Source organism: Rhodococcus sp. NyZ502, assembly GCF_041464245.1.
Classification (GTDB): domain Bacteria; phylum Actinomycetota; class Actinomycetes; order Mycobacteriales; family Mycobacteriaceae; genus Rhodococcus_F; species Rhodococcus_F qingshengii.
On the sequence record NZ_CP167155.1, the window covers coordinates 1,537,527 to 1,562,623 of the forward strand.

A 25,097-nucleotide genomic window follows, 5' to 3' on the forward strand; every position below is an offset into this window, starting at 1 on the left:
GAAATTACGGGGCCGGTGTCAGTGCTGTCTGAGTGACGACCAACTTCATCGCCGACAAGTTCAGCGACTGGTTCTGCGCGACCTGATTGGCCACCTCGTTGAAGTTCAGCCGGACTCCGACGTGGACGATCGTTCCGTTCTGGGCTTTGGTGATCTGCGAAATCGGGTTGCCGCCAGTGTCCTTGATTGTCGTCACGGGCACGACAGCAGCGGCAAGCTCGGCGCTGTTCGCACCCGGAACGATTCCGGCCGTATCAGCGGTCAGAACAGCCGCGAGACGATCGCCCACTGCGGTCACAGTGACGTCGCAGGTGTATTCGATGCTTTCGGTCGTGACGATGCGGTAGGCCGAAATGTTGGTGATCGCGGTCTTCGTCGGGTTGAGGGAGTTCCAACCCCCGCCGACCGGTGCGCAAGAGCTCAGGTCGAGGGCGCCGGACGTGACGGGCCCGCCGCCACTGACGTCGGCCGAATCGCTCCAGACTGCGAGCGAGCCGGCACCGCCGAGGAGGAGGGCACCGGCCGCCGCAGCAGCGATCGCACCCTTGGTCTGCTTCTTCATGAAAATCTCATTTCATGTCTGGGACCCGAAATGGGGCCATTCAGACATGAGTATCAGACACGGCAAACGATTCGTTACCACTTTTCGAAAAATCAATTTTACGACTGGAGTCCAACTGTCACTCGGTGTCGAAATGATCTTTGACCTGCGTCTAACTACTCGTTTGTAAGTTTGGTGCGAATAAAACCGTTGGTTTGTTCAGTTGGACAAAGCGGACGAGTCGGAACCTGGCAAATCTGCTGTTTTTTACCAGTTAATTACCGAGTTTCGGTTTTGTTTTGCAATTTGAATCAATTGTTTGTGTTGCTACGGAATGGATCGGTTGTTGTTCCCACAAGATCGGCGACCGACTCGAGGACGATGGTCGGGCGGTAGGGATAGAGCTCTACCGACGCGCGGGTCGAGATCCCGGTCATCACCAGAATCGTCTGCAGTCCGGCTTCGAGGCCACAGACGATGTCGGTGTCCATGCGGTCGCCGATCATCAACGTATTGGCGGAATGAGCGCCGATGGACCGCAGGGCTGAGCGCATCATCAAGGCGTTGGGCTTGCCGACGTAGTAGGGATCGCGACCGGTCGCTTTGGTGATGAGTGCCGCGACAGAGCCGGTGGCCGGCAGCGAGCCGTCTCGCGACGGTCCGGTGGCGTCCGGGTTGGTGGCGATGAACCGCGATCCACGCTCGACCAGGCGAATGGCGGTGGTGATTGCCTCGAAGGAGTACGTTCGCGTCTCGCCGAGGACGACGTAGTCGGGGTCGCTGTCCGTCAGGACGTAACCGATGTCGTGCAGGGCAGTGGTCAGGCCCGATTCGCCGACCACGTAGGCGCTGCCGCCCGGCCGCTGGTTGGCCAGGAACGTCGCGGTTGCGAGCGCTGACGTCCAGATCGACTTCTCCGGGATGTCGAGTCCCGAATTGAGCAGGCGTGCTCGCAGGTCACGCGGGGTGCGGATGGAGTTGTTGGTGAGCACCATGTACGGGATGTCGTTCGACGCCAGCTCTGCCAGGAACGTGTCCGCTCCAGGTATCAAGTGCTCCTCGTGGACGAGAACCCCGTCCATGTCCATGAGGTAGGTCCAACCGGTCTGATCTTCTGTACTGGTCATTACTCCAGTATGTGCGGGTGGCGCCCGATGTGGGCGGTCAAGCGAGAAGGCGCCACAGTCCGATCAGGCCGACGACGACAATCGTGTAGCGCAATGCAGTGGGGGACAGGCGCCGTCCGTAGCGGGCACCGAGAACGCCACCACCGAGTGAGCCGACGGCGATCAAACCGGCTGCTGCCCAATTGATCTGATCGAATGCCAGAGTGATGTACATCCCTGCTGCAACGATGTTGACGAGCAGCGACAGCAGGTTCTTCGCGCCGTTCATGCGCTGGAGGGTTTCCGGGAGGATGGCACCCATCACACCGATGAGAAGGATGCCCTGCGCGGCAGTGAAGTATCCGCCGTAAATGCCGACTGCAAAAGTGCCGGCGGTCAGGAGCATCAGCCTCTTGGTGGACAGCGTCGTTTCTTCGGTGGAACGCTTCTTGGCCCACGCCTGGATGCGTGGTTGGAGGAGGACGAGCGCGAGAGCGAGGACCAAGAGCACCGGAACGATGGTCTCGAACAGTTTCTCGGGTAGGTGCATGAGCAACCACGAACCGAGTAGTGCTCCGGCGAGGGACGCCGGAATCTGCCACTTCAGTCGGTCCCACTGTCCGGACAGCTCACGTCGGTAGCCCCAGGTACCCGAAACTCCGCCGGCGACGAGCCCGACCGCGTTGGACATGGTTGCGGTCACGGGCGGCATGCCGAAGGCGACCAGGGTGGGAAACGTGATCAGCGTTCCACTGCCGACCACGGCGTTGATCGCGCCCGCGCCGATACCGGCCAACAAGATGAAGAAAGCGTCGAGTCCACTCACTCCGCAGACGGTACGGCAGAGGAAAAGTCAGTCCGGACGGCGGTCCCGGTCTTCATTCGAACGCTCCATTCAACACGCCGAACGCGGCTTCGGACACCGTTGAAATCAATGCGATTTCAACATCGTAGACACTTCATTTCCCTTGCAGTGCAGGGAAATACAATATTTGACGACTCGACATTTCGCGTCTAGTCTTTGCTCACCATCCAGAGCGACCGAGAGACCTGGCTCGTCGACGTCGCAGCAACCCCCCGAGTGATCGGGAGCGGGTGCTACCGCCAGGACCGATGGAAGGCATCACATGGGTACCACTTCGCACGCTGCGCACAAGCGACGTCACATCGATCTGTGCCGCACCGCTTCGTGTCACTGTCGCTGACCGAACTCTCGTCGTCTTCGCAACTCGAGCGCACCAACTCGAGGACACAGCTGCGTTCCCATTTCCCCGAAAGGTCTATTCGTGATGTCCACTCCGTCAGGTAGCGCGCCGTGAGCGCGCCCACCGATGTCCGCCCCGAAAAGTCGGTGTCCGAGTCGCAACTACCCGACTCGGAGCTTGTCGTCGCTCGCACCTGGCACCCGCTGCGCTGGGTGATCAGTGCGGTCGTGCTGGTCCTGCTTGCTCAGTTCATCCACGGGCTCGTCGTCAACCCCGGCTGGGACTGGCCGACGTTCGCGCAGTACTTCACCGCGAAATCAGTGCTCGCCGCGCTGTGGATGACGATCAAACTGACCCTGTGGGGGACGATCCTCGGATTCGGTCTCGGTGTTTTCCTGGCACTCGGTCGGTTGTCGAAAAACCCGGTCCTGCAGGTGATCGCCTGGACCTACATCTGGGCCTTCCGCTCGATTCCACTCATCGTGCAGCTGCTCTTCTGGTTCAACATCACATACCTGTACCAGACGCTTTCTCTCGGAATACCTTTCGGGCCCGAGTTCTTCACCTTCCAGGTCAGCGGTGTGATCGGCGGATTCACCGCAGCAGTCATCGGTTTGGCGCTGCACCAGGCTGCATACTCGGCCGAGATCATCCGCTCCGGAATCATCTCGGTGGATCACGGTCAGATCGAAGCTGCTCACTCGCTCGGTATTCCGCGCAGTCGCCAGTTCTTCAAGATCGTTCTCCCGCAGGCAATGCGAGCGATCCTCCCCAACGCCGCCAACGAGGTCATCGGACTCTTCAAGGGAACGTCGATCGTCTCCACCATGGCAATCGCCGAACTGTTCTACCAGGTGCAGGTCATCTTCGGCCGCAACGGACGAGTCGTGCCCCTGCTGATGGTCGCCACGATCTGGTACATCATCCTCACGACGTTGCTCTCGATCGGTCAGTACTACGTGGAGCGCCACTATGCACGAGGATCCGCCCGTGCGCTTCCGTTGACTCCGGTACAGAAGGCGCGCAAGAAGTTCGAAGAGATTCGCGATGCGCGTCTCGATATTCCGAGAGGTGCGACCCGATGACCGCAGAACTGGCCGAAGAGACGGTGTATGCCGTCGAAGCGCGCGGAATTCACAAGTCCTTCGGTGCCTTGGAAGTACTTGCCGGCGTTGATCTCCTGGTCCGCAAGGGCGAAGTGACCGTCATTCTCGGTCCGTCGGGTTCCGGTAAATCCACCTTGCTGCGAACCCTCAATCACCTCGAGAAGGTCGACCGCGGAACCGTACGGATCGACGGAGAGCTGATCGGATACCGGCGCAAGGGAAATCGACTCCACGAACTGCGTGACCGCGAGATCCTGAAACAGCGTTCGCACATCGGATTCGTGTTCCAGAACTTCAACCTGTTTCCGCACCTGACCGCGTTGGAAAACGTGGTGGAAGCGCCGCTCTCGGCCCAGAAGCGTGATCGTGACGAGGTGTACCGCGAGGCCCGCGCGCTGCTCGAGCGAGTGGGGGTAGGCGACAAGGCGGACGAGTATCCGCGCCAACTCTCCGGTGGCCAGCAACAGCGCGTCGCGATAGCGCGAGCGCTGGCACTGCGGCCGGCGGTCATTCTCTTCGACGAGCCGACGTCGGCGCTCGACCCGGAACTGGTGGGCGAGGTTCTCGAAGTCCTCGCTCAGCTGGCCCGTGACGGCGCCACCTTGGTGATCGTCACACACGAGGTCGGATTTGCTCGGGAAGTGGCGGACACTGCGGTCTTCATGGACGGCGGCGTCATCGTCGAACAGGGCCCGCCTTCGCAGGTGATCGACAATCCGGTCCACGAACGGACCAAAGCCTTTCTCTCCCGCGTCCTCTGACGCGACCCAGACTCATTCCCGGAAGGAAAAATTGATGTTCTCCACATCCCGTCGCGCGACTTTTCTGATCTCGGCGCTTGCCACCGTCGGATTGCTCAGCGCTGCATGCAGCAGCGCGGACGCCGAGTCCGACGGCGCCCAGGTCACCGCTGCTGCGGGTTACAACCTCACGGCCGATCAGAACCGCATCACCACCGACAAGGTGGATTCCATCGCCGCCGAGCTACCTCAGGACATCCGCGATCGTGGCACGCTGCGCGTCACCGGTAGTGCCGGTTCCGCTCCGCCGCTCCGTTTCTACGCCGACGACGACACCACCCTCATCGGTTCCGAGACCGACTTCGCCTATCTGATCGGTGACGTTCTCGGCTTGAAGGTCGACCTGCAGACAGCAGATTGGGCACAGAACTTCGTCCGGATCGACTCCGGTGAGGCCGACGCCTTCCTCTCCAATGTGACTGTCACAGAAGAGCGTAAGGAGAAGTACGACTTCGCGACCTACCGTCTCGACACCCTCGCCTTCGAAGCCAAGAAGGGTGCCGGAATCTCCATCAAGGAACCCAAGGACGTCGCGGGCAAGAAGATCGCCGTCTCCTCGGGCACCAATCAGGAAGCGCTGCTGGTCAAGTGGAGTGAGCAGAACGTCGCGGCCGGCCTGGCGCCTACCGACATCTCTTACTACCAGAACACCACCGACTACTACCTCCCGCTGCAGTCCGGCCGGATCGACGCCTACTTCGGCCCGAACCCGTCGTCGCAGTTCCACGCCAAGCAGTCGGGGGAGACCGAGGTTGTCGGTGAGTTCTCCGGGGCCGGCGACACCCTGCAGGGGCAGATCGCGGTGCTGGTGAAGAAGGACAACGGCCTGATCAAGGCGATCAACGACGCGATCAACCACACGATCGAGAACGGCACGTACCAGCAGATCCTCGAGCGCTGGAACATCACCAGCGAAGCCGTCGACACGTCCCTGATCAACCCGCCCGGCCTTCCGAAGACCAAGTGAGCTCTCGTCCATGAGTGAGATTCTCGATGTGATCGTCATCGGCGGAGGACTCGTCGGGTCCTCCGCCGCATGGCGGCTCGCGGCACGCGGACGTAGCGTCGTTCAGCTGGAACAGTTCGGGCCGAGTCACAAGCACGGTGCGTCGCACGGTACTTCGCGTATCTACCGGCAGGCGTACGACAATCACCTGTACACAGGTTTGGCGGCCGACGCGCTGCCGCTGTGGCGGGAGTTGGAGACCACGACGGACATCGGGTTCCTGGAACTCACCGGTGCCGTCGATCACGGCCTGCCGCAGGCAGTGCAGTCCAAGGCGAAGATACTTCGCGAGGCGGGCATCAAGGGTGAGATCCTCACCCCTGCCGAGGCGTCCGCCCGTTGGCCGGGGCTGCGATTCGACACCACGGTGCTCCATCACCCCGACGCAGGCCGGTTGCACGCGGACCGCGCCGTGACCGCTCTGAAGGCGGGAGCGGTGTTTGCCGGTGCCGAGGTCCGTCACGATGTTCGGGTGTTGGCACTCGCGCGAGCGTCCCACGGCGTGGACGTGGTGACGGACAGTGGAACGCTCGCAGCTCGTCAGGTCGTGATCGCGGCCGGTGCGTGGACTGCGGACCTGATCGCAGACAGCGGTCTCGGCTCCGAGATCGTATTGCCGACACTGCGCACGACACAGGAACAACCAGCACACTTCGCACCGCTCGATCCCGGAGTCGAGTGGCCGAGTTTCGTTCACCACACCGGCGCAGAATTGGAGACCGCGGGGATCTACGGGCTCGGTTCCGAGGACGGGATCAAGATCGGCGAACACGCGACCGGGCCGGTGGTGACTCCGCAGACCCGTGACTACACCCCTGACGTCGACGGAGAGCGGCGATTGGCCCAGTACGCCGAGTCGTGGTTGCCCGGCGTCGATTCCACCCGTGTCGAGTCGATCACGTGCCTGTACACGAGCACGCCGGACAGTAACTTCGTCATCGACCGAGTCGGCGCCGTCACGGTGGCGGCGGGATTCTCGGGGCACGGGTTCAAGTTCGGTCCGGCCTTGGGTGAACTTGTGGCGGACCTCGTCGACGGAACCACCCTCGCTCCGGAAGTTTTCAGGCTGGGGGAGCGTTGACCAGATTCATGGAGGAAAGTGTTGTGGCACTGGAGCTCGGAACTCGACAGCTCGAGGGTGTCGGAGCGGTAGAGGTCTATTCGGTATCGCAGGACGATCCCTTGGCAGCTCCACTGATCGCGGAGTTGGCACTCGAATACAGTTCGCGTTACGGCGGGACTCGCGAAGCGATGCTCGATGATCTCACGACGTATCCGGCAGAAGAATTTGCCTACCCGCAGGGTGCGCTTCTGGTGCTCACCCACGACGGTCTGCCGATCGCCGGTGGTGCGTTTCGTCAATTCGATTCCACCACTGCCGAACTGAAGAGAATCTGGACGTCGGTCGACTATCGGAAGCGCGGCCTCGGCAAGGCCGTCGTTCGCGAGTTGGAACGAGAGATCGAACTTCGTGGATACAACCGTGTGTTTCTCACGACGGGTCCTCGGCAGCCGGAGGCCGTCGCGCTGTATCTGTCCAGTGGATACACACCGCTTTACGACGCTTCACTCTCGCCCGAAGAGGTGGGCGTCCACCCGTTCGAGAAACAACTTCGGGTGCTCGAAAATGTGACTCGAGCAGCAATTCCTACCGACCGGGTTGACAACACCCGGGTTTGACCTCGTACACTTGCGAACGACCATCCAGAGCGACCGAGAGACCTGGCTCATTGAAGTCGCAGCAACCCCCCGAGTGATCGGGTGCGGGTGCTACCGCCAGGACCGATGGAGGAACACGAAATGAAGGCAGTCGAAGGCGGTTTCGATACCGCCTGGTCGCGTCGTCACGTAGACCTGTGCCGCACCGCGGGATCTTTCTGTACCAACTGACCTCTCGGTCAGTCATTCACACTCAGGCGAGTCGTCGACAAGTCTGTTTTCTCTTCTCTCACAAGTGATTCGTGCTCGATCGCCTTTTTCGTCTCAGGCGACGGGTGCGCTCTTCGGCATGCCTCTTTAGGAGTTCTTGGTGTCTTCGCCCTCATTCGGTGCCCGCAAACGCGCGACCGTAATCGCCGGTATCGGTGCTGTCTCGGTTCTCGGCACCGTCCTCGCCGGCTGCAGCAGCGGGAGTGACAGTGCTGCCGACGCAGGCCCCGCCCAGTCCGGCGGAACCCTTCGCTACGGTCTGTCGCAGGCGCCGACGTGCGCCGATCCGGCCCAGGCCGGCAGTAACCAGACCGTGTATGTCACTCGGACAGTGGTGGATTCGCTTACCGATCAAAATCCCGACACCGGAGAGATCACCCCGTGGCTCGCCAAGAGTTGGGAGATCAGCCCCGACGCCGCTAGCTTCACGTTCGTCCTTCGCGACGACGCCACCTTCAGTGACGGCACACCGGTGACGGCGGATTCGGTGAAGAAGACCTTCGACTCGGTCAAGAACCTGGGACCGAACGCGTCGTTGGCGAAGAGTTACCTGTCCTCGTACACCGGTACCGACGTCGTAGATGCTCACACGGCGAAGATCAATTTCTCCGGACCCAATGTTCAGTTCCTGCAAGCAACTTCGACGCCACAGCTCGGAATCCTCGCCGATTCCACCACCGCGCTGGCATCCGAGCAGCGCTGCCCCGGTGCAGCGGTGATCGCCTCCGGACCGTTCGTGTACACCGACTGGCAGCAGGACAAGAGCGTCAAGATCGCCAAGCGTGCGGGATACAACTGGGCCTCGGATGCGGTCGCGCATCAGGGCGAGGCGTACCTCGACGGCGTCGACTTCACGGTGGTTCCCGAATCCGGTGTGCGGGCGGGCAGCGTGGCCTCCGGCCAGCTCGATGCGGTCAGCGATGCGCTTCCGCAGGATGCGCCGCAAATCGAGGGCGCGGGTGGACGAATCCTCACAAGGCCGAACCCGGGTGTGAGCTTCTTCTTCCAGCCCAACGTCAGTCGCGGCGTTCTCGCTGATCAGGCTGTTCGTCAGGCCATCATTCCCGCGATCAACCGCCAAGAACTCGTCGACACCGTTCTGGATCCGTCGTTCTTCCCGGCCACGAGCCCGCTGGCTCACACCACTCCGCTCTACAGCGACGAATCCAGTGTCGTGACGTACGACGCCGACAAGTCGGCGAAACTCCTCGACGCGGCTGGTTGGAAGACCGGCAGCGACGGTATCCGCGAGAAGGACGGGCAGAAGCTCACTTTCAGCGTCACCTTCAGTCCGGTGTTCTCGGGTAACCAGGCCATCCTCGAGCTCGTGCAGCAGCAGCTCAAGAAGGTCGGCGTCGACCTGCAGCTCAACTTGGTCTCGAACGGTGAATGGACCGAGAAGGGAGTATCGGGTGATTACGATTCGCTGTATTACAACAGCACTCGCGCGGACGCCGACATCTTGCGGGCATCGTTCAGCACCGAAGGCCGCAACCTGAACCGTCGCGGCGCAGATCCGGAGCTCGACAAGGTACTCACAGACCAGCTTGCAGCCACGGACAACGGCCAACGCGGCGAACTGGTATCCACCGCACAGGAATTGATCCTCGACCGTGGACTCTCCATCCCCACCATCGAGCTCTCGCAGGCCATCGGCGCCGGATCGAGTGTGCAGGACCTGAACTTCGAAGCCTCCTCGCGCCTGCAGTTCTACGACGCATGGTTGTCGGGTAAGTAATCATGACTCGATACGCACTCACCCGACTGGGCCAGGCCGCAGTGGTTCTGTGGGCCGCCTTCACCATCTCGTTCGTGATTCTGTTCCTCCTGCCGAGTGATCCCGTCAGCATGGCTGCCGACTCGTCCGGTCAGGGTGTTGCAGTGGATCAGGCTGCGCTCGATCAGCTTCGGGCACGGTACGGCTTGGACCAGTCGGTGTGGGTGCAGTACTGGACGTCGCTGACGAATGCTCTTCGCGGCGATTTCGGTACGTCCATCTCCACCGGTCAGTCGGTGACGGATGCCATCTTCTCGGCGCTGCCGAGCACTCTGGTCTTGGCAACCACCGCTTTGGTTCTGGCCGTGTTGTTCGGAGTGGCGATCGCGTTCTTCGCTACCTACACCCGCAAGCGGTGGCTCGCGAATCTGTTGTTCTCGCTGCCGCCGCTGGGTGTGGCAGTGCCCACTTTCTGGGTGGGCCTGATTCTTCTGCAACTCTTCTCGTTCCGTCTGCACATCTTCCCGGCATTCGGAGACAAGGGATTCGCAACGGTGATTCTTCCGGCGATCACCTTGGCGATCCCGACCGGCGCGGTGATCGCGCAGGTACTCACGACCAGCCTGCAGTCGACGCTGCGTTCGCCGCACGTGGAGACTGCGTATGCCAAGGGCGCCAGCCGCTGGCGCGTGCAGACCCGTCATGCGTTGCGACTGGCGAGCATTCCGGCATTCACCATCGCCGGTGTACTGGTCGGCACGCTGCTGGCGGGCTCGGTGGTTGTGGAAACGGTGTTCTCTCGCGCGGGCGTCGGCCGTCTGACACAGACGTCGGTGATGGCGCAGGACATCCCGGTGGTGCAGGGAGTCGTTGTGTTCGCCTCTCTCGTGTTCGTGCTCGTCAACCTCGCGGTCGACCTCTTCTACCCCTTGATAGATCCACGGATCATCCAGACGAAGAAGAGTCACACCGAAAAGTCGAATACCGAAAGCTCGACCGATCTGGAGCCGGCTCATGTCTGACACATTGATCGAACCCCTACTCCTCGATCCGAGCGTCGAGGCGAAGACACCTGTTGTTTCGCGCCGAAAGTCCACGGCCATCGGCTGGATCCGAAAGCCCGGCTTGGTGATTCCGGTGTTGATCGTGTTGCTTGCCATCGGCTTTGCCGTCGCACCCGGATTCTTTGCCAGCGGCGATCCGTTGTCCGGTGTCCCGGCGGACAAACTGCAGGGCCCGAGCCTGGCTCACTGGTTCGGAACCGACAATCTCGGGCGTGACCTCTACACACGGTTCGTGCACGGTGCCGCGCTGTCCCTGACCGCAACCTTGGTGGCGGTCGGAATCGCACTGGTGGCGGGATCGATAATCGGTTTGCTTGCGGGCTTTGTCGGTGGCGTCGTCGACGCCGTGCTGATGCGCATCGTCGACGTGCTGCTGTCCATTCCGGCGCTGCTGCTCTCGTTGGCACTGGTGACCGCACTCGGCTTCGGCACCATCAACGTCGCCATCGCGGTCGGCGTCAGTATGGTCGCGAACTTTGCGCGAGTGATGCGTGCCGAAGTGATGCGGGTGCGCGGCGCTCAGTACGTCGAGGCCGCGTTCGGTTCGGGTGTGCAGTGGCTCGGTGTCCTGCGTCGGCACGTGCTTCCCAACTCGTACGCGCCCGTGGTCGCGCTGTCCGCAGTCGAGTTCGGGCAGGCAGTTCTTGCAGTGTCGGCACTGAGCTTCTTGGGATTCGGCGCGGTACCGCCTACCCCGGAATGGGGATCGCTGGTATCCGAGGGGCGTAACTTCCTCGCCAATGCCTGGTGGATGACAACACTTCCCGGTCTCGCGATTGTCGCCGTGGTCATCTCGGCACACCGTATCGGCCACGAGATCGAAAGGAACAACCGGCGATGAGCACGACCGAAGAACAGCTGCTTTCCGTCACCGACTTACAGATCGCCTACGGCGCCGAGCCCGCGGTATCCGGTGTGAGCTTCACCGTCGGTCGGGGCGAAGTAGTTGCGGTGGTCGGGGAATCGGGTTCCGGTAAGTCGACCACGGCTCACGCGATATTGGGTCTGCTCGCCGGCAGTGGCCACGTCACCGGCGGGACCGTCGAGTTCGAGGGTGAACAGATCGACTCGTATTCCGACCGTGCGTGGCAGCGAATCCGCGGCGCGCGTATCGGTTTGGTGCCGCAGGATCCGACGACCTCGCTCAACCCGGTGACCCGGATCGGCGACCAGGTTGCAGAAGTCCTGCGGATCCATGGCCTCGCAGACCGCCGCAAAGCCCGGTTGGACGCCGTCGAGGTGCTCGAGCGTGCGGGTATCGACCGGCCGGAAATCCGAGCACGCCAGTACCCACACGAGCTCTCCGGCGGTATGCGGCAACGAGTTCTGATCGGTATCGCGCTTGTCGCGAACCCGGCCCTCGTCATCGCCGACGAGCCGACCAGTGCTCTGGACGTCACGGTTCAACGACGCATCCTCGACCACTTGGACGAGCGAATCGCCGAATCCGGTGCCGCCGTGCTTCTGATCACGCACGACCTGGGTGTGGCCGCAGACCGCGCGGACCGGATCCTGGTGATGCAGGGCGGCATGATCGTCGAATCCGGCCGCACCGCGGATATTCTGGACAACCCGCGAGACGAGTACACGAAGAAACTTCTGAGCTCTGCGCCGAGCCTGTCCTCGGGACCAGTCGTTCGCCCGGTCCGCCAGGACACCAGCCCGCTGCTGACCCTGACGGGAATCACCAAGCACTTCAACGTCGGACGCGGGAGTTCGATCACCGCGGTGAACGAAGTGTCGCTGACTGTTCCGAGGGGTCAGACGGTGTCGTTGGTGGGGGAGTCGGGCTCCGGCAAGTCGACCACCGCACGCATTGCCGTGCGATTGGAGCAGGCGGACACAGGCACCATCACCTTCGACGGCCAGGACATCACGAAGGTCAAGGGCAGCGACCTGCGTGAGCTGCGCCGAAGGGTCCAGCTCGTGTATCAGAACCCCTATGCATCACTCGACCCGAAATTGTCCGTCCAGGACATCGTTGCGGAGCCGCTGCGGGCCTTCAAGGTTGGTGGACGCAGCCAGCAGCAGACTCGTGCGGCAGAGTTGCTCGATCAGGTTGCACTTCCCGAGCAGTTCCTGAGCCGCAAACCGGCCGAACTCTCGGGCGGCCAGCGTCAACGGGTGGCGATCGCTCGTGCGCTCGCGTTGAAGCCGGACCTGCTCGTTCTCGACGAGCCCGTCTCCGCTCTCGATGTCTCGGTGCAAGCGCAGATTCTGGCGCTACTCGACGAGTTGCAGCGAGAACTGGGCTTGACCTATCTCTTCATTTCCCACGATCTGGCGGTTGTTCGCCAGATCAGCGACGTCGTCGGCGTCATGCAGGCCGGGCGATTGCTCGAAATCGGCACTACCACCGAGATTTTCGACAATCCCCGAAACGAGTACACACGCACACTTCTCGACGCGATCCCCGGGCGGGATCATTCGACACGAAAGGCCGAACATGTCCGAGCGTAGTTCCGGAGCATTCCTGGTCGGTCTCGAATTCGAGGGCACCGGAGCTCATCCGTACTCCTGGCGACGCGAGGACTCACGCGCCGAAGATCTGTTCACACCGTCGTACTGGGTGGACCTGGTGACCACCGCGGATCGGGGTGGGGTGGATCTGGCGTTCCTCCCTGACTCGTTCGGACTGCAATCCGAAGGCCGGCACGCAGTGCGCGGGAGATTGGAGGCGGTGGCAACTGCGGCGCGGCTGAGTGCCGTGACCTCGCGCATCGGTCTGATCCCCACTGCGACAGTCACGCACACCGAGCCGTTCCACATTTCCAAGGCCGTCGCGAGTATCGACTACTCGTCTGCTGGGCGGGCCGGTTGGCAGGTCGCGGTGTCCGACACCGCCGAGCAGGCGGCGTTGTTCGGCCGAAAGACAGTGCAGGGTCCTGAGTCTGCGTGGGAGGAAGCGTCCGAGGCTGTCGAGGTGGTCAGTCGGCTGTGGGACAGCTGGGAGGACGACGCCGAGATACGTGACGCTGCGAGCGGACGATTCATCGATCGGGACAAGCTGCACTACATCGACTTCGAGGGAAAGAACTTTTCCGTCAAGGGCCCGTCCATCACGCCGCGCTCCCCGCAGGGGCAGCCGCTGATCGCCGTCGACGCGAGCAGGCCGGAGGCACGCGAGCTCGCTGTTGCGCGCGGAGATCTGATTCGGATCTCGGCAACCGATCTCGCCGAGGCCAAAACTACGGCCAAGCTGGTCCACGCGAGTGCCGCCGCCCTCGGGCGCAGCGTGCGGGTTCTCCTCGACGTCGACGTGCTCCTCGGCGCCGATCGCGGTGCCGCCGACGACGCTTTGGCGGAACTCGAGGAATGGGCGGGAGCGCCGTATGCCCCGCACTCGCTGTTCTATCGCGGTGACAGCGCGGGTTTGACTGCGCTGCTGCGTGAGATCGGTGGGCTCGCCGGGATCGACGGTGTGGTTCTGCGTCCACTGGCGCTGGCCGCCGCCGTGGAGAAGATCGCGACGGACGTAGTGCCAACTCTCAATCCGCGACCGAGTACCGCCCCGACGCTGCGCGAGCGGTTGGGCTTCCAGTTGCCCGTCAATCAGTTCGCGTAGCGCGAGTAGAGAACAGGAACACCGATGACACAGAACAGGATTCGCAAGCAAGTCCATCTGGGCGCTCACTTTCCCGGCGTGAACAACACCACGGTGTGGACCGATCCGGCGTCCAAGAGTCAGATCGAGTTCAGCTCGTTCGAGCATCTCGCCCGCAGTGCCGAACGCGGATTGTTCGACTTCTTCTTCCTCGCAGAGGGTTTGCGCCTACGCGAGCATCAGGGCAAAATTCACGACCTCGACGTAGTCGGTCGCCCGGACACCTTCAGCATTCTCAATGCGGTTGCCGGTGTGACAACGCATCTCGGCCTGGCCGGGACGATCAACACCACATTCAACGAACCGTACGAGTTGGCCAAGCAGTTCTCGACGCTCGATCATCTCTCCGACGGCCGCGCCGCCTGGAACCTGGTCACCTCCTCGGACGCCTTCACCGGCGAGAACTTCCGCCGCGGTGGCTATCTGGAGCATTCCGAGCGGTATGCACGCGCCAACGAGTTGGTCGACGCAGTACGGACGCTGTGGGACAGCTGGAGCGTCGACCGTCCGATCGTCGACCGTGAGCGCGGTGTTTTCGCCACCGACCAGCAGGTCGGCCAGTTCCAGCACTCCGGTAAGCAGTTCGACATCGCCGGACGCTTCGAAGTTCCACGGAGTCCGCAGGGGCACCCAGTTCTGTTGCAGGCCGGTGACTCCGACGAAGGACGCGAGTTCGGCGCGGCCAAGGCCGATGCCATCTTCACCGGGCACGGAACGCTCGAAGCAGGCAAGGCGTTCTACGCCGACGTGAAGGGACGCTTGGCCAAGTACGGACGCACGCACGCAGACCTCAAGATCCTCCCCGCCGCCACCTTCGTCCTCGGTGACAACGCCGCGGACGCACAGGAGAAGGCATATCACATCCGGCGGCAGCAGGTCGGACCCCAGACTGCCATCGCTTTTCTCGAACAGGTTTGGGGCAGAGACCTTTCCCAGTACGACGCCGACGGCCCGTTGCCGAAGGAAGATCCGTCGGACGACGTCAACATCACCCGTGGACGCGTCCGCCACGTCAAGGATCCACGAGCGGTCGCAGATCAGTGGCGTGCCAAGGCCGAGGCCGAAAACCTCAGCATCCGTGAACTCATCATCGAAGTGACTGCCCGCCAACAGTTCGTGGGTAGCGCCGCCGAGGTCGCTGCCGAGATCGACAGCTACGTCCAGGGCGACGCAAGCGACGGATTCATCCTCGTTCCCCACATCACCCCCGCGGGCCTCGACGAGTTCATCGACACCGTCGTACCGGAACTTCAGGACCGCGGCAGTTTCCGGACCGAGTACTCAGGAACCACCCTGCGCAGCCATCTCGGGCTGCGCCACCCGCACGAGCAGGCTGAAGGAGTCCGCGCATCATGACCGTTACCGACACTTCCACCAGTACCTTCACCGGCGATTGGAATGCCTGGCACGCCTCGCGCGACGCCACCTTCGGCGAACCCCTCGGCTGGCTGAGCCTGACTGCGTTGCATTGGCTGGTGGACACCGATTCCACCTTCGCAGACCTACCTGGTGCATGGCGCGCCGACGCGAATGCCGTGGTCGTCACAGCAACGGCGGCAGACGATCTCTCGATCGACGGAGTCGCAGTGGACGGTTCAGCCACTCTGAATCCGATCGAGGGGGCGCCGGGACTGATCGTCAAGCAGGGCGCACGGTTGGTCGAGGTCATCCGCCGCACCGGCGAGGTGGCTCTGCGGATCCACGATTCGTCGGCCCCGGCATTGGCGCAGTTCAGTGGTATCCCGACCTTCGAGCCGAACCCGCAGTGGCGCATCGAGGGTGTCTTCACAGCTTTCGAGGAGGCTCGCACGGTGACGACGGGCGCGGTCGTCGAGCGCCTCGAGCATCATCACGACGCCCTAGGAACCATCAGCTTCGAACACGACGGTGCAACGTATACGCTGATTGCGTTCGCGGGCAAGGACAACGGCTTTCACATCCTGTTCACCGACGCGACCAGTGGTGTGTCCACCTACCCGGCCGCACGCTCGCTGCACGTGAGCGCACCTGAACCCGGTGGCGCGGTAGTCCTCGATTTCAATCGGGCGTCGAACCTGCCCTGCGCGTTCACCGATTACGCGACGTGCCCGGTGGCCCCCGCCGAGAACCGCCTGGCGTTCGCGGTGGAAGCCGGCGAGAAGACACCGGACACCCGCTACGAAAGCGGACCGAGGTGAGCGCGCCGCTGTCCGTACTCGACCTCTCGCCGATCAGTGAGGGCGGAACGGCCCGCCAGGCTTTGCGGAACTCGCTGGACCTCGCTCGTTCTGCCGAAGCGTGGGGATACAAGCGTTACTGGGTCGCCGAACACCACTTCGTCGGCGTTGCCTCTTCGTCGCCAGCAGTGCTTGTCGGGCTGATCGCGGCCGCCACCAACACCATTCGTGTCGGCTCGGCCGCCGTGCTGCTGGGCAACAACACGGCGGCTCAGGTGGTCGAGGCCTTCGGTACCGTCGAAGCGTTGTATCCGGGTCGTATCGATCTCGGTATCGGGCGCAGCGGACAGCGTCGGGTGGAGGCACTTCGCGCCGTCGCTGCCGGAACGCCTGCGCCGGCAGAATCGAAGCGAGAGAACGTCGTACGCGACGGCGTCGTGATCCCGGCAACCTTCGATCCAACCGGTCTTCTCACGTCACCGCGGTTGCAGGCGTCGTTCGAGGCATTGGCGTTTCCGGGCGCGCAGGCGCCCGATTTCAAGCAGCAGGTCGACGACATACGCTCGCTCCTGAACGGTACCTACAGAACCCGCGACGGCATCGAATTGCACGCCAGTCCCGGCGAGAATGCCGACGTCGAACTGTGGGTGTTCGGAAGCAGTGCGGGCCCCAGTGCCGAGCTCGCCGGACGACTCGGATTGCCGTTCGGTGCGAATTACCATGTGGCGCCCTCGAGTACGCTCGATGCCGTCGAGGCATACCGTGCAGCATTCCGACCGTCGGCAGTTCTGTCGGAGCCGTATGTCGTCGTCTCCGCGGATGTTGTTGCTGCGGAAGACGATGCGACGGCGAGAGAGTTGGCGTCTACGTTCGGGCACTGGACGCACAGCATTCGCAGCGGACACGGCGCCATCCCGTACCCCGATCCCGCGACAGCGCTCCCACTTTCCGACGCCGACAAAGCAGTGGTGGAGGATCGGCTGATCACGCAGTTCGTCGGTTCACCGTCTACCGTCGCCGACAGGCTCGACAGTTTGCAGAAGCTCACCGGAGCGGACGAATTGGTAATCACCGGGGTGACCCATCGGCACGAGGATCGTCTGCGCTCGTACGAGCTGCTTGCCAAGGAATGGGGACTACCCGCACTACTGGCAGCGTGAGTTTGCCTTGGTCCATTAGTGTCGAGTGATGTTTTCACCTCGAGATGCCCTTGCGGTTGCTCTTGACGTAGCGCGTGAGGGCATGGAGCTCGGGGAGATGCCGATCGGCGCAGTCGTGTTCGACGACGACCGTGTGCTCGGGCGGGCGTATACGCAAGAACGGGCACTCGGCCGACGGGTAGTCCATGCGGACCTTCAAGCGCTCTTGCAGGCCGACGAGGCTCTCGGATTCACTCGCGCGTCCGGTGAATTGACATTGGCGGTCAATCTCGAACCATGTCTCATGTGTATGGGTGCCGCGATCACGCTCGGCGTGACCCGGGTGTGGTTCGCTCTCGAATCCCCGAACGACGGTGCGGCGGAACTCGTGCAGCTGTGGGCGCCGCCTGTGGAACTTCCGTTTTTCTGTAAGCCGCGTGAAGTCCTCGGCGGCATCCGCCGTGACGAAGCGCGAAATCTGTTCGCTGAATACGCCACCGGCACTGGCCCCGCCGGGATGCGGGACTGGGCGCGCAGTCTCACCTGACGCCATGGCTTGTAAGGAGGGCCGTGAGGCTCACGCCCCGATAGCGCCCGCGATCATCGGCCACGACGCGCGCATGTCGGCTTCGAAGAGCCCCCAGGTGTGGGTGCCTTCGGGTCGGAAGCTGAACGTCGCGGGAATGCCGAGCTGACCGAATCGCCCCTGCAGGGCAGCGGTGCACATGTTGGTGATGCCTTCGAGGACCGCGCCGGGAACGACGCCGGCGGCCATCGCCAGCGAGTTGATTCCGTCCACCGGGCCGGGGAGGCCGTTGCCGGTCGAGATGAACAGCGCTGTGCCACGCAGTTTCTCGGCGTTGATCAACGGGTCGTGCGCCGCCCACTGCGGGCTACCCCACGGCCCCCACATGTTGGCCGCGTTGCCGCCGCCGAGTATCTCGACCATCGAGCGCACCGCGGCCTGGCCGAGCGGGTCGCCGGCGCGCGGACAGCCGCTGTACGAGCCGACTGCGCGGTAGGTGCCCGGCGACTGGATCGCGAGGTCCAGAACCGGTCCGCCGGCCATCGACACACCGCCGAGTGCGTTGACACCGGTCGTGTTGTACCGAGCGTTGACCGCCGCCGGTAGTTCCTTGGTGAGGTACGTCTGCCACTTGTTACGGCCCAGCACCGGATCGTCGGCGTTCCAGTCGGTGTACATGCTGAACTTGCCGCCGACCGGCATGACCACGTTGACGTGTTTGTCGTCGAAGAAGTCACGAACTCCGGTGTTGTTGAACCACGAGATCCCGTCCTCGCCGCCGCCGACACCGGTCAACAGATAGAAGGTCGGGGCCGGGCCTCCTCCGGCCGGCGAAATCACGTCGTTGGCGATCCAGCGGTCCATCGAGGGGGAGTAGACGTCGATGCGACTGACCACGGAATCCGCGCTCGCGGTCGGCGCGCTGAGGCCGAGAAAGCCGGCGGCCATGGCCACCGCCATCGTCAGCCGAACCGTGAAACGACGTGTCTTCATATTTCCCCCCAGGCGCAAGCCGGACAGCGTATTTGTGCCTTCCAACAGTGGCACAATGCGAAGAGGAGTGACGAATGTCCGGGTAACAGTCGTATAAGAAGATGGAGACAATTGCGTGGGATCGCAGTCGCACCACCCCGAATCCGACGTGATTCGGCTGGCCTTCGGGCTGGCCGCGATCACGGCTGGTGCGGCGCGCAGAACCGCTGGTCTCGCACTTGATTCCGTGCAGCGGATCCCTGTCGTCGGTGACGCACTCGACGGCGCGATCACCCAGGTCACCACTCGCGGCACGGAAGCGATGCACTCGACCGTGGAGTTCGCCGACTCGACCTTGCGGACGGTGATCAAAGCTGTCGTCGACGCTGCTCTGTCCGAAGTCGACATCACCAAGATCGTCGTCGACCACGTGGACATCGACAAGATCGCCGAGAACATCGACGTGGACAAGATTGCCGAACGGGTCTCGCTCGAACCGATCATCGACCGGGTCGACGTGGACGAGATCGCAAGCCGCCTCGACGTCAAAGCGGTGATCGATCGCCTCGATCTCGACGGGATAGTCGACACGGTCGACCTCGAACGCCAGGTCAACCGCATCGACCTCGTCAAGATCGCCGACCAGGTCATCGAGGGCGTCGACCTGCCCCAGATGATTCGTGAATCGACCGGTTCACTCTCCACGGAAGCCGTGCACGGAGCTCGAGTGCAGGGCATGCAGGCGGACGACGCTGTCGCCGGCTTCGTCGGGCGACTCTTCGGCCGCGACAACGCACCGTCATCAGATAAACCGTCACCAGAAAAACCGTCGACAGAGACCGATCCGAAGACGAACGCAGGCGAACGCTAGTGGCCCAGGAGAGTTCCGGCCCAGCCGGCATCGTCACCCGTGGACTCGCCGGACTGATCGACCTGGGCGTCGTCCTGCTCCTGATGGGTTCCGTGTACGTGGGCTTCGCCTTCGTCCGACTGCTCTTCTCGCCACAGAGCTTCACTTTCTCGGAACCGGGAATCTTCCTGTCCACGACGGCATTTCTCGGTGTCTCGGTGGCGTATCTGACCGCCTGCTGGGCGACCACCGGTCGGACCGTCGGGTCCCTCGTGATGGGGCTGCGGGTGATCACGTCCGGGCATCGCCTCGTGCGCTGGCCGTTGGCCTTCATCCGTGCGGTGCTCTGCGTGCTCTTCGCCTTCGGATTGCTGTGGTCGGCGGTCGATCGACGACGACGTTCGTTGCAGGACATCGTTCTGCGCACCGAGGTCGTCTACGACTGGCGTCAGGACCCGGATCTGGTGGCACCGCACGGAGGTGAGCACGCATGAGTGAACCGAACCGCCCGGACGAGCGCTTCACCCTTGCCAGCGAGCGCACCTTCCTCGCCTGGATGCGTAGCTCACTCGCCCTGCTGGCCGGAGGCATCGCCGTCGTCCAATTGGTACCGGAATGGAGTACCGGGTGGGTTCGCACGACTCTCGGTCTGACCCTGATCGCACTCGCGGCGGCAGCCGCACTGGTAGGTATGCGACGCTGGCTACAGGTGAAGAAGGCGCTCGAGGACGGAGCGGCGATGCCGGAACCGCACGCATTGTGGCTGTTTGCACTGGCACTGGCCGGGGTTGCCGTCGCAGCCGGCGTGGCAACGGTGGTCACCAGCCTCGCTCGCTGAGATACGCAGAGAAGTCCCAGCGGTGTCTGGATAGTCTGCAAAGAACGTGAAGCATGTCAGAGAAGTAAACGAAACAGACGACAAGGGAGTGCACGGTGGCGCAGGAACTCAAGCTCGGATACAAGGCATCGGCTGAGCAATTCGGCCCTCGCGAACTGGTAGAGCTGGCAGTTCTGGCAGAGCAGCACGGCATGGATTCCGTTGCGGTGAGCGATCATTTCCAGCCGTGGCGCCACAACGGTGGCCACGCACCGTTCTCGCTCGCCTGGATGACCGCCGTCGGTGAGCGCACCGAGCGCGTGCAGATCGGCACGTCCGTGATGACGCCGACGTTCCGCTACAACCCGGCAGTCATCGCTCAGGCGTTCGCGACGATGGGATGTCTCTACCCGGGACGCATCATGCTCGGCGTCGGCAGCGGTGAGGCTCTCAACGAGATCGCCACCGGCTTCCAGGGCGAGTGGCCCGAGTTCAAGGAACGCTTCGCGCGGCTGCGTGAGTCCGTGCGGTTGATGCGTGAGCTGTGGCTGGGCGATCGTGTCGACTTCGAAGGCGAGTACTTCACCACTCGGGGCGCGTCGATCTACGACGTTCCCGAGGGCGGCATTCCCGTGTACATCGCGGCCGGCGGACCCGTTGTCGCCCGGTACGCGGGACGTGCCGGTGACGGCTTCATCTGCACCTCCGGAAAAGGCATGGAGCTCTACACCGAGAAGCTGCTTCCAGCCGTTGCCGAGGGCGCAGCCAAGGCCGAGCGCGACGTCGCCGACATCGACAAGATGATCGAGATCAAGATCAGCTACGACACCGATCCGGAGGCTGCGCTCGAGAACACCCGCTTCTGGGCTCCGCTGTCCCTGACGCCGGAGCAGAAGCACAGCATCGAGGATCCGATCGAAATGGAAGCCGCTGCCGACGCTCTGCCCATCGAGCAGGTGGCCAAGCGCTGGATCGTCGCTTCCGATCCGGACGACGCCGTCGAGCAGGTCAAGGCCTACGTCGATGCCGGTCTCAATCACCTGGTGTTCCACGCACCGGGCCATGATCAGCGCCGGTTCCTCGAACTGTTCGAGCGTGACCTCGCGCCTCGCTTGCGTGCTCTGGGCTGATCCTCGAGATCAACTGAACGGTGTCTGCCACTCGACGTGTGGCAGGCACCGTTCGTCTTTCTCGTAGCCGCCGGTTGTCGGCACGAGCGTGAGCGTGACCACGATCAGTGGCAAGGTGGGCGGCGGCCCACACTAGGCTGTTGGGCATGCCAGAAGCGCCCGCTGCCGTGTCGAGTGTCTACGTTGCCTCTCCTGAAGGTGACACCGGAAAATCCACCATCGCGCTTGGCGTGCTGCAGATGCTGTGCGCGACCGTCGCCCGGGTCGGTGTCTTCCGCCCGATCGCCCGCTCTACCGAGGAAACCGACTATATCCTCGAACTGCTGCTCGAGCACACCACCGCCGATCTCTCCTACGCCGACGCACTCGGCGTCACCTACGAGCAGGTTCACGCCGATCCTGAAGCCGCGCTGGCCGACATCGTCGCGAAGTACCACACCGTGGCCGAGCAGTGCGACGCCGTCGTCATCATCGGAAGTGACTACACCGACGTAGCAAGCCCGAGCGAGCTGAGCTTCAACGCCCGCATCGCCGTGAACCTCGGCGCGCCGGTTCTGCTGGCGGTACGCGGCGCTCGGCGCAGTGTCGAGGAGGTCGCCCAGCTCGCGCATCTATGCGCCGCCGAGTTGGCCGCCAACCACGCTCATCTGCTCGCGGTCGTCGCCAATCGTTGCGATCCCGACAAGCTCGACGAGGTCACCGCAGCGCTGTCCGACATCGGTGTTCCGACGTGGAGCCTGCCGGAGATTCCGTTGCTCGTCTCGCCCACGATGGCCGAGTTGATGGAGGCCACCGGCGGCGAGTTGTATTCGGGTGACCCGGAACTGCTGCACCGCGAAGCGCTGAAGGTGATGGTGGGCGGCATGACCGCCGAGCACATCCTCGAGCGTCTGGTCGAGGGCATGGTCGTCATCGCACCGGGTGACCGCTCGGACGTGCTGCTCGCGTTGCTCAATGCGCATGAGGCGGAGGGATTTCCGTCGCTCGCGGGCATCATCATGAATGGCGGGATCACGCCGCACCCGGCCATCGCGGCGTTGATGGCCGGCCTCAAACAGCGTCTTCCGATTCTCACGACAACCCTCGGCACTTTCGACACCGCAAGCGCCGCAGCCCAAACCCGCGGACGCGTGGCAGTCGGTTCGCAGCGCAAGGTGGACACCGCGTTGAGCTTGATGGAACAGCGCGTCGACGCCGACGTCCTGATGGACCGACTGGCACTGCCGATCCCGTCCGTCGTGACCCCACAGATGTTCGAGTACAAGCTGATCGACCGCGCTCGACGCGATCGCAAGCACATCGTCCTGCCTGAGGGTGACGACGACCGGATCCTGCGCGCGGCCGGCCGGTTGCTGCAGCGCCAGGTTGCCGACCTGACGATCCTCGGTGACGAACCCAGTGTGCGTCGACGCGCAGCGGAACTCGGCGTCGACATCAGTGGCGCGCAGGTACTCGCACCCGCGCAGTCCGAGTACACCGAGCGCTTCGCACAGGAATACACCGCGCTGCGTGCTCACAAGGGCATGACCATCGAGCGGGCCCGCGAGGTGATCGCCGACATCTCGTACTTCGGAACGATGATGGTGCACTTGGGAATTGCCGACGGCATGGTGTCCGGCGCTGCACACACCACCGCTCACACGATTCGACCCTCGTTCGAGATCATCAAGACCGCCCCCGGTGTCTCGACGGTCTCGAGCATCTTCCTGATGTGCCTGGCCGACCGCGTTCTCTCCTACGGTGACTGCGCCGTGGTTCCGGACCCGACGTCGGAGCAGTTGGCGGACATCGCGATCTCGTCCGCACAGACGGCGTCGCAGTTCGGGATCGATCCGCGCATCGCGATGCTCTCTTACTCCACCGGGGATTCGGGCAGCGGAGCCGACGTCGACAAGGTTCGCACCGCGACCGCTTTGGTGCGCGAGCGTCGACCGGATCTGTTGGTGGAAGGGCCCATTCAGTACGACGCCGCCGTCGAGCAGAGTGTCGCCGACAAGAAGATGCCGGATTCGCTGGTGGCGGGCAAAGCAACGGTGTTCGTGTTCCCGGACCTGAACACCGGCAACAACACGTACAAGGCAGTGCAGCGTAGCGCCGGTGCTATCGCCGTCGGGCCGGTTCTGCAGGGACTGAACAAGCCGGTCAACGACCTCTCGCGTGGAGCGTTGGTCCAGGACATCGTCAACACCGTGGCTATCACGGCAATACAGGCACAGGGAGCGCAAGCGTGAGCGACGGCACCGTACTGGTCATCAATTCCGGCTCGTCATCCATCAAATTTCAACTCGTGCATCCGGATACGGCGGAATCGGTGGCGCACGGTCTCATCGAGCGCATCGGTGAGCCCGACGGCCACATCGTCTACAACCACCGCACCGGAGTCGAAGACCGGAGCCTTCCGATCGCCGATCACCGCGCAGGTCTGAAGATGGTGCTCGACATCGTCGCCGAGGTCGGGCGGCCGCTGAGTGAGGCCGGAATCATCGCAGTCGGTCACCGAGTCGTGCACGGTGGTGACATCTTCTATTCGCCGACTCTCATCGACGACGGCGTCGTGAAAGCCATCGCGGATTTGTCGAACCTTGCGCCGCTGCACAATCCGGCCAACGTGATCGGTATCGAGGTGGCGCGCGAAGAACTGCCAGACGTTCCGCACGTAGCAGTGTTCGACACCGCCTTCTTTCACACACTGCCCGCGGCGGCGTCCACCTATGCGATCGATCGGGATGTGGCCAAGGCCAACCAGATTCGCCGGTACGGCTTCCACGGGACCTCACACGAATACGTGTCTGGACGGGTCGCGGAGTTCCTCGGCAAGGATCCGGCCGAGCTGAATCAGATAGTCCTGCACCTCGGAAACGGCGCTTCGGCCTCGGCAATCAAGGGCGGCAAGGCCATCGACACCACGATGGGCCTCACCCCGCTCGAGGGTCTTGTCATGGGCACCCGCAGCGGCGACATCGATCCAGGCATCATCTTGCACCTCAACCGCAACTCGGGAATGAAGGTCGACGAGATCGACGACCTCCTCAACCGGCGCTCCGGTTTGAAGGGACTGTCGGGAGTCAACGATTTCCGTGCCTTGCTCGCACTGATCGAGGGCGGCGACCAAGACGCACAACTTGCGTACGACGTTTACGTGCACATGCTCCGTAAGTACATCGGTGCCTTCATCGTTCAACTCGGTGGCGTCGACGTCATCACCTTCACCGGTGGCGTCGGGGAGAACAACATCGACGTACGACGCGACAGCCTGGCCGGGCTTTCCCGTCTCGGTATCGAGGTCGATCCGGCTCTCAACGAGGCGAAGAGTCGCGACGAGCGTCGTATCTCCGCATCCACGTCAGCCGTCGAGGTGCTGGTGGTCCCCACCAACGAGGAGTTGGCGATCGCCCGCGCGGCGAAGGCTTTGGTGGCCGCACTGTAGGT

26 protein-coding genes and 2 riboswitches are annotated in these 25,097 nt (G+C 63.1%); of the genes, 22 read left to right on the forward strand and 4 right to left on the reverse strand.

The window, feature by feature from the left end:
* Positions 1 to 4: 4 nt before the first annotated feature.
* The 3 genes from ACBG85_RS07240 to ACBG85_RS07250 all read right to left on the reverse strand — a co-directional run bounded on the left by ACBG85_RS07240 (position 5) and on the right by ACBG85_RS07250 (position 2,473).
* Complete coding sequence (locus ACBG85_RS07240; protein WP_047269467.1) at positions 5 to 562, reverse strand: alternate-type signal peptide domain-containing protein; 558 nt, start codon at positions 560 to 562, stop codon at positions 5 to 7.
* A 290-nt stretch (positions 563 to 852) separates the two neighbouring features.
* Complete coding sequence (locus ACBG85_RS07245) at positions 853 to 1,668, reverse strand: HAD-IIA family hydrolase (RefSeq protein WP_003944345.1); 816 nt, start codon at positions 1,666 to 1,668, stop codon at positions 853 to 855.
* Positions 1,669 to 1,705: 37 nt separating this feature from the next.
* Complete coding sequence (locus ACBG85_RS07250; RefSeq protein ID WP_003944404.1) at positions 1,706 to 2,473, reverse strand: sulfite exporter TauE/SafE family protein; 768 nt, start codon at positions 2,471 to 2,473, stop codon at positions 1,706 to 1,708.
* A 199-nt stretch (positions 2,474 to 2,672) separates the two neighbouring features.
* A riboswitch (SAM riboswitch) is annotated at positions 2,673 to 2,767 on the forward strand.
* Between the two features lie 7 nt (positions 2,768 to 2,774).
* On the opposite strand from ACBG85_RS07250, the gene ACBG85_RS07255 reads away from it, so the two are divergent.
* From ACBG85_RS07255 to ACBG85_RS07330, 16 genes are all read left to right on the forward strand, one after another.
* The gene (locus ACBG85_RS07255; RefSeq protein ID WP_350318888.1) at positions 2,775 to 2,852 is read left to right on the forward strand and encodes a putative leader peptide; all 78 of its coding nucleotides are present in this window, start codon (positions 2,775 to 2,777) and stop codon (positions 2,850 to 2,852) included.
* A gap of 110 nt (positions 2,853 to 2,962) precedes the next feature.
* A complete protein-coding gene (locus ACBG85_RS07260; RefSeq protein ID WP_003944440.1) occupies positions 2,963 to 3,937 on the forward strand; it encodes an amino acid ABC transporter permease in 975 nt (324 codons plus the stop codon).
* Positions 3,934 to 4,719 (forward strand): amino acid ABC transporter ATP-binding protein, encoded by a 786-nt coding sequence (locus ACBG85_RS07265; RefSeq protein WP_050655070.1) that lies wholly within the window; start codon positions 3,934 to 3,936, stop codon positions 4,717 to 4,719. Before ACBG85_RS07260 ends, ACBG85_RS07265 begins: the two co-directional genes overlap by 4 nt.
* 34 nt (positions 4,720 to 4,753) lie before the next feature.
* The gene (locus ACBG85_RS07270) at positions 4,754 to 5,725 is read left to right on the forward strand and encodes an ABC transporter substrate-binding protein (RefSeq protein ID WP_007726832.1); all 972 of its coding nucleotides are present in this window, start codon (positions 4,754 to 4,756) and stop codon (positions 5,723 to 5,725) included.
* Positions 5,726 to 5,735: 10 nt separating this feature from the next.
* Positions 5,736 to 6,845: an FAD-dependent oxidoreductase gene (locus tag ACBG85_RS07275; RefSeq protein WP_064688841.1), complete on the forward strand. Its 1,110-nt coding sequence runs from the start codon at positions 5,736 to 5,738 to the stop codon at positions 6,843 to 6,845.
* Positions 6,846 to 6,853: 8 nt separating this feature from the next.
* Entirely contained in the window at positions 6,854 to 7,444 is a 591-nt protein-coding gene (locus ACBG85_RS07280) for a GNAT family N-acetyltransferase (protein WP_042925869.1), read from the forward strand.
* A gap of 17 nt (positions 7,445 to 7,461) precedes the next feature.
* Positions 7,462 to 7,556, forward strand: a riboswitch (SAM riboswitch).
* An 8-nt stretch (positions 7,557 to 7,564) separates the two neighbouring features.
* Positions 7,565 to 7,654, forward strand: coding sequence for a putative leader peptide (locus ACBG85_RS07285; RefSeq protein WP_310504006.1), 90 nt, complete (start codon positions 7,565 to 7,567; stop codon positions 7,652 to 7,654).
* Between the two features lie 139 nt (positions 7,655 to 7,793).
* Positions 7,794 to 9,431, forward strand: a complete 1,638-nt coding sequence (locus ACBG85_RS07290) for an ABC transporter substrate-binding protein (protein WP_003944291.1) — start codon at positions 7,794 to 7,796, stop codon at positions 9,429 to 9,431.
* 2 nt (positions 9,432 to 9,433) lie between these two features.
* Positions 9,434 to 10,432, forward strand: coding sequence for an ABC transporter permease (locus ACBG85_RS07295; RefSeq protein WP_210378170.1), 999 nt, complete (start codon positions 9,434 to 9,436; stop codon positions 10,430 to 10,432).
* Positions 10,425 to 11,315, forward strand: a complete 891-nt coding sequence (locus ACBG85_RS07300; RefSeq protein WP_372026728.1) for an ABC transporter permease — start codon at positions 10,425 to 10,427, stop codon at positions 11,313 to 11,315. The genes ACBG85_RS07295 and ACBG85_RS07300 overlap by 8 nt, the downstream gene beginning before the upstream one ends.
* Positions 11,312 to 12,934 carry an ABC transporter ATP-binding protein gene (locus tag ACBG85_RS07305; protein ID WP_221741426.1) on the forward strand — a complete coding sequence of 541 codons (1,623 nt, stop codon included), beginning with the start codon at positions 11,312 to 11,314 and terminating at the stop codon, positions 12,932 to 12,934. The genes ACBG85_RS07300 and ACBG85_RS07305 overlap by 4 nt, the downstream gene beginning before the upstream one ends.
* A complete protein-coding gene (locus ACBG85_RS07310) occupies positions 12,921 to 14,039 on the forward strand; it encodes an LLM class flavin-dependent oxidoreductase (RefSeq protein ID WP_063314817.1) in 1,119 nt (372 codons plus the stop codon). Before ACBG85_RS07305 ends, ACBG85_RS07310 begins: the two co-directional genes overlap by 14 nt.
* A gap of 24 nt (positions 14,040 to 14,063) precedes the next feature.
* Positions 14,064 to 15,434: an NtaA/DmoA family FMN-dependent monooxygenase gene (locus ACBG85_RS07315; protein ID WP_042925886.1), complete on the forward strand. Its 1,371-nt coding sequence runs from the start codon at positions 14,064 to 14,066 to the stop codon at positions 15,432 to 15,434.
* Complete coding sequence (locus tag ACBG85_RS07320) at positions 15,431 to 16,255, forward strand: DUF1684 domain-containing protein (protein WP_065454902.1); 825 nt, start codon at positions 15,431 to 15,433, stop codon at positions 16,253 to 16,255. The genes ACBG85_RS07315 and ACBG85_RS07320 overlap by 4 nt, the downstream gene beginning before the upstream one ends.
* Positions 16,252 to 17,394: an LLM class flavin-dependent oxidoreductase gene (locus ACBG85_RS07325; protein ID WP_372026732.1), complete on the forward strand. Its 1,143-nt coding sequence runs from the start codon at positions 16,252 to 16,254 to the stop codon at positions 17,392 to 17,394. The genes ACBG85_RS07320 and ACBG85_RS07325 overlap by 4 nt, the downstream gene beginning before the upstream one ends.
* A 28-nt stretch (positions 17,395 to 17,422) precedes the next feature.
* A complete protein-coding gene (locus ACBG85_RS07330) occupies positions 17,423 to 17,920 on the forward strand; it encodes a nucleoside deaminase (protein ID WP_076948810.1) in 498 nt (165 codons plus the stop codon).
* A gap of 30 nt (positions 17,921 to 17,950) precedes the next feature.
* On the opposite strand, the gene ACBG85_RS07335 is transcribed toward ACBG85_RS07330, so the two are convergent.
* Positions 17,951 to 18,892 (reverse strand): alpha/beta hydrolase family protein, encoded by a 942-nt coding sequence (locus ACBG85_RS07335; RefSeq protein ID WP_003944347.1) that lies wholly within the window; start codon positions 18,890 to 18,892, stop codon positions 17,951 to 17,953.
* 115 nt (positions 18,893 to 19,007) lie between these two features.
* Between ACBG85_RS07335 and ACBG85_RS07340 the strand changes: the two genes are divergently transcribed.
* The 6 genes from ACBG85_RS07340 (at position 19,008) to ACBG85_RS07365 (ending at position 25,095) form a co-directional block, all read left to right on the forward strand.
* The gene (locus ACBG85_RS07340; RefSeq protein WP_003944326.1) at positions 19,008 to 19,742 is read left to right on the forward strand and encodes a hypothetical protein; all 735 of its coding nucleotides are present in this window, start codon (positions 19,008 to 19,010) and stop codon (positions 19,740 to 19,742) included.
* The gene (locus tag ACBG85_RS07345; RefSeq protein WP_003944375.1) at positions 19,742 to 20,215 is read left to right on the forward strand and encodes an RDD family protein; all 474 of its coding nucleotides are present in this window, start codon (positions 19,742 to 19,744) and stop codon (positions 20,213 to 20,215) included. Before ACBG85_RS07340 ends, ACBG85_RS07345 begins: the two co-directional genes overlap by 1 nt.
* Entirely contained in the window at positions 20,212 to 20,559 is a 348-nt protein-coding gene (locus ACBG85_RS07350) for a YidH family protein (protein ID WP_003944317.1), read from the forward strand. Before ACBG85_RS07345 ends, ACBG85_RS07350 begins: the two co-directional genes overlap by 4 nt.
* 95 nt (positions 20,560 to 20,654) lie before the next feature.
* Entirely contained in the window at positions 20,655 to 21,668 is a 1,014-nt protein-coding gene (fgd, locus tag ACBG85_RS07355) for a glucose-6-phosphate dehydrogenase (coenzyme-F420) (RefSeq protein WP_003944371.1), read from the forward strand.
* Positions 21,669 to 21,814: 146 nt separating this feature from the next.
* Positions 21,815 to 23,899, forward strand: a complete 2,085-nt coding sequence (gene pta / locus ACBG85_RS07360; protein WP_042452123.1) for a phosphate acetyltransferase — start codon at positions 21,815 to 21,817, stop codon at positions 23,897 to 23,899.
* The gene (locus ACBG85_RS07365; protein ID WP_054782160.1) at positions 23,896 to 25,095 is read left to right on the forward strand and encodes an acetate kinase; all 1,200 of its coding nucleotides are present in this window, start codon (positions 23,896 to 23,898) and stop codon (positions 25,093 to 25,095) included. Before pta ends, ACBG85_RS07365 begins: the two co-directional genes overlap by 4 nt.
* The last annotated feature ends 2 nt before the right edge of the window (positions 25,096 to 25,097 follow it).